Source organism: uncultured Campylobacter sp. (assembly GCF_938031315.1).
GTDB lineage: Bacteria > Campylobacterota > Campylobacteria > Campylobacterales > Campylobacteraceae > Campylobacter_B.
Genome location: NZ_CALHHT010000012.1, coordinates 1 through 4,047 on the forward strand (window position 1 = coordinate 1; position 4,047 = coordinate 4,047).

Sequence of the window (4,047 nt, forward strand, 5' to 3'; positions counted from 1 at the left end):
AGCGCCGCATTCGTTTTAATTTTGCCGCGTTCGAGCGCACTTACTTGCACCTGCGCCATATCTAGCGATAATATCTTATCAAGCGCGCTTGCTTAAAAGCCTCTGGCGCGGATCTTTTTCTCTTAGAAATGACAAAAGTATCTTAAAATGCCATCTCTGCGCTTTTGCAGATAAAATTCTCCTTTTCTTTCAAAGCGAGCTTTGTCATTATCGGCAAGCTTAGACGCTATGCCATTTTTTGATCTTAGACGGCAGAATCGTGCTTTTAAATTTAAAATTCCGCAATCTGCGTGATCTTCGCGCCACACTGGCAAGCAAAGATTTAGCCTTTATATTTAAATTTTTGCACCTTAGTTAAGCACAAAATTCCGCGCGGAGTTTTGATGCAAATTCCGCGCGAAGCCTAGATTAGAATTTTACGCAGAGCTGCCCCGCGTTGTCTAAAATTTCTTATAAAATTCCGTGCCGCAAAATGCACTTAAAATTTTAAATTTGCTATTGCGCGGAATTTCTTAGCGTAAATTCTAAGCCTTGAAATTTTGCTCTTGTTTGACAGCATAAAATTTTAAAACAAAATTCTGCAGCCCCATGCCTTAAAATTTTATTCGCAAAGCTTGTTTGCTAAATTTTAAAATTTTAAGTCTAAACCCGTAAAATTCCGTATTTTGCGTTTTAAAATTCTATTTCGCAAAATTTTATCTCGCGGATCTCTCGATCTATAAATTTTTGCGCTAAATGAAATTTTACTCCGCATAGTTTGCGCTTCGTAAAATTCTAGCTCGCAAAATTTTGCTTAAAATTCCGCGAGCTAGCCCTTATTTTCAAATAACTCCGCGTGTTTGCCGCGTAAAAACTCGACCACGGCGATCACCTCGTCCGCACCGCTAGCGTCCGAGCTTTCAAGCACCGTATCGATATTTTCGATATACAGCTGCGCCGCGTCGGCGAGCCGCTCGCGCTTCACGCCCGCATAAAGCAGCATCGCGTCAAGCAGGATGTTGATCTCGTAGATGAGGTCCTGCTCGGCGATTTTTTCGTCATTAGTTTTCATCTTCTTCCTTTGAAATTTGGGTTTTTTTCTCGATTAGATCCACGATTTGTGCCTTTACGGCTTCGTACGAGCTCGCGTCCTTAAAGCCCGCAAACATCCCGCCGCTCGCATTTACGTGCCCGCCGCCGCCGAGAAGCAGCTTCGCCATTTCGCTTACGTCGATCTTGCCGTCGGCGCGGAAGCTGAGCGTTTTTTTGCTCGTTACGTCGATGAAGAAATCGACATCAGGGTTTTGCGTCAAAAAGTCGTTACCGATGACGCTTACATTGCCGATATTGTAGGTCAAAATGCCCTTTTTATCGAGGTAGCTGATCTCGAAGCGCTGCTTTTGCGCGCTTAGGCGGGCGACTACGAAATGCGAGACGAGATTGCTTAGCGTATCGTCGCGCTCGCTTTTAAAAAATTCCTTCTTTATGCCGTGCAGCGCGCTATCTAGCGCTATGTGCGCGTCTGGCTCGTCTTGAAATTTAAAAATTTTTTCTAACAAGAAAAAGATATAATCCCTGCTCTCCCGCTCAAACATGATCTTATTAATCTCTTTCGCGCCCGAGACCATGCCGAGGCAGACCTTGCCGAGCTCAAACTCGCTCTGCTCCTTCAGCCAGATATCCACGGCGTTTACGACGCGCACGAGCTTATCCAGCCGCGTCTCGCCGCCGAACATCGCGCTGAAAAAATCATACGTTATCTTCGTGGCGCAGCGCGAAGAGTCCAAAAAATACCACGGGAATTTTTTCGCGCACTCAAGCCCGCTTTGATGATGATCCAAAAGGATCATGCGAGCGTTGCGACGTGCCAGCTCGCCGCTAAATTTCTCGCACTGCGCGGGCAGTAAATTTAGATCGGTGATTAAAATTAGGCTTTTTTCGTCTGCGTCTGCGGCAAGCCGCTCATCAATGCGCTCAAGGATGAGTTCAAATTTTTCGTTTATCTCCTTGCCGTAGTTGGCGTTGAAAAATTCCACGTCCGTCAAATAGTGCGCCGCGACGAACTGCGCGCCGTAGCCATCCAGATCGGTGTGGCTGAGGTGATATATTTTCATTTGCGCTCTTTGCCGATGATGGCGGCGAGGGTGATCGTATCCATATACTCGTCGACCTTTTCCTGAAGTTCGCCGAACATTAGATTGACGCGGCACAGCGTGCGACCGTTCGGGCAGGCGTCGATCCCCTCGGCGGTGCAATCAAACACCGTCGCCTTGCGTCTTTCGGCGCTTTTGATGATCTCGCTTAGCGTGATCTCGTCCGCATTGCGTGCGAGCACAAAGCCGCCCTTGGCGCCTTTGAAGGAATTTAAAAGTCCCGCGCGAGCTAAATTTTGTAAAATTTTAGCCAAAAAGCTGCGTGAAATTCCAAGCTCGCTAGAGATCGAATCGACATCCATCGATTCCTCCTTACCCGCGATGCAGATCATTGAAAGCAGGGCGTATTCGCTTGCTTTTGTAAAAAGCATTTATTTTCTCCTTTGGTGTCAAAGCGTGCATTTTACACAAAGAAAGCAAAAATTTAGGTTAATTAAGTATAATCGCTTCCTATTTTACCGATCAGGAGGTCATCATGGCTTTAGACACGGCTCAAAAAGCACAGATAGTTGCGAAATTCGCTAGAAGAGAGAAAGATACAGGTTCTGCGGAGGTGCAAATCGCGCTTCTTACCGAGAGGATCACGCTTCTTACCACTCATTTGCAAGCAAATCCGAAAGATTTTTCATCTCGCTTAGGACTGCTAAAGCTAGTAGGTCAGCGCAAAAGAATGATGAAATATCTTAAAAACAAAGACTACGCAGTTTACTCCAAGCTCGTTAGCGAGTTAAATTTAAGAGATAAATAAGCTCCTTTGCTCGCGGCGGCATCTGCTTGCCTGCTGCGGTTTTATACACGGCGTCCGTCAAACGGCGGACGCTTTTTTTATGCCCGGAATTTCGGCTTCCATCTCTCTTGCGAAACGCTTAAATTTATTTAGAATTTTGAAGTGCGGCCGAATTTAATGCGGATGAGCTATTTGTAAATTTCATTTTAAAGGATTTTTGTGAACTATTTCCACGGTATCGCGATTGATGTGAAAAAAGATCCCAAATTCCACACAGACAGCCCTACGGATGCGAGTATTTCGAATAGTGCAGCTTGTGCGGTAGTATGGAAATTCCGGCTAAAAGGGCAGGGCGCGGATCTTTTTAAAATAGAAACGGACGATAGTTTTTATATTTTTGCAGGCGATGAAGTCGCCGGTTATGCTCCAGGTGGCGATGATGACAAAGAGGCGGGCTGCTTGAAAAATATCTCAAAAGGCGTCGATACCTTAGGCGCCTATCGTTTGCCCGAGCCGATTTTACCAGGCGGGAGACTCGGAGTGGGTTATATTGCGACCGACATAATAGTCTGCGCCGTATTTTGTATCACCGGAAATTTCTTTATCGGCGGCTATATATGGGGACTTTTGGCTTTTGCATTGTTCGCGATTTGGAATGATTTTTTCTCACGCAGCGATTTTCAAAAAGCTATGAAAAAATACGAAGCGGATAAAGCTAAAAAGATCGAATATGATGAGTTTATAGCAGGTCTTGAAAGGCGTATCGCAAGCGAAAAGATCGACGAAAATACCGGATTAATAACCAAAGTAGAATTGAATCAAATAATGTAAAATTAAGGAATTTTATTCTTTTTTGAATGCGCCGCTGTGCTCGCGGCGTGTTTTAATCGATAAAAATAGCTTTAGCGCGGCAAAATTTGACATTGTAGGCGACGCATGCCCTGTTTTGTAGATTTCACCCCAAATACTGGCGTTAAATTTAAAACTTGAATCGTTTAAGCAAAATGCGCATTATAGCCGCTCGTTATTTAAACGCCGCGAAGCTCATAAAATTTGCCCATTTAAAGATACTCTCGACGCGCTTAAAGCCCGCGCTTAGCGCCAAGGCGCGGTTTTCCACCTCGGTGTAGGGTACGAGCACGTTTTCGAGCGCCTCTCGTTTTTGTGCGATCTCGTAGCGCGAGTAGC

The 4,047-nt window shown here is 45.2% G+C and carries 5 protein-coding genes and 1 pseudogene; 2 read left to right on the top strand and 4 right to left on the bottom strand.

The features are described from left to right. Positions 1–808: 808 nt before the first annotated feature. From Q0236_RS00310 to Q0236_RS00320, 3 genes are read right to left on the bottom strand one after another with little or no spacing between them, the layout of a single operon-like run. Complete coding sequence (locus Q0236_RS00310) at positions 809–1,051, bottom strand: hypothetical protein (RefSeq protein WP_297913657.1); 243 nt, start codon at positions 1,049–1,051, stop codon at positions 809–811. Next, complete coding sequence (locus tag Q0236_RS00315; RefSeq protein ID WP_297913660.1) at positions 1,041–2,093, bottom strand: 3'-to-5' oligoribonuclease B; 1,053 nt, start codon at positions 2,091–2,093, stop codon at positions 1,041–1,043. The genes Q0236_RS00310 and Q0236_RS00315 overlap by 11 nt, the downstream gene beginning before the upstream one ends. Next, on the bottom strand, positions 2,090–2,503 hold the full coding sequence (locus Q0236_RS00320; protein ID WP_297913663.1) for an Rrf2 family transcriptional regulator: 414 nt from the start codon (positions 2,501–2,503) through the stop codon (positions 2,090–2,092). The genes Q0236_RS00315 and Q0236_RS00320 overlap by 4 nt, the downstream gene beginning before the upstream one ends. Positions 2,504–2,607: 104 nt before the next feature. On the opposite strand from Q0236_RS00320, the gene rpsO reads away from it, so the two are divergent. Further along, positions 2,608–2,880 carry a 30S ribosomal protein S15 gene (gene rpsO, locus Q0236_RS00325; RefSeq protein WP_005871877.1) on the top strand — a complete coding sequence of 91 codons (273 nt, stop codon included), beginning with the start codon at positions 2,608–2,610 and terminating at the stop codon, positions 2,878–2,880. 198 nt (positions 2,881–3,078) lie between these two features. Then, the gene (locus tag Q0236_RS00330; protein WP_297913666.1) at positions 3,079–3,690 is read left to right on the top strand and encodes a hypothetical protein; all 612 of its coding nucleotides are present in this window, start codon (positions 3,079–3,081) and stop codon (positions 3,688–3,690) included. Between the two features lie 193 nt (positions 3,691–3,883). On the opposite strand, the pseudogene Q0236_RS00335 reads toward Q0236_RS00330, so the two are convergent. Then, positions 3,884–4,047, bottom strand: a pseudogene (locus Q0236_RS00335) (carboxy-S-adenosyl-L-methionine synthase CmoA); the annotation flags it as partial.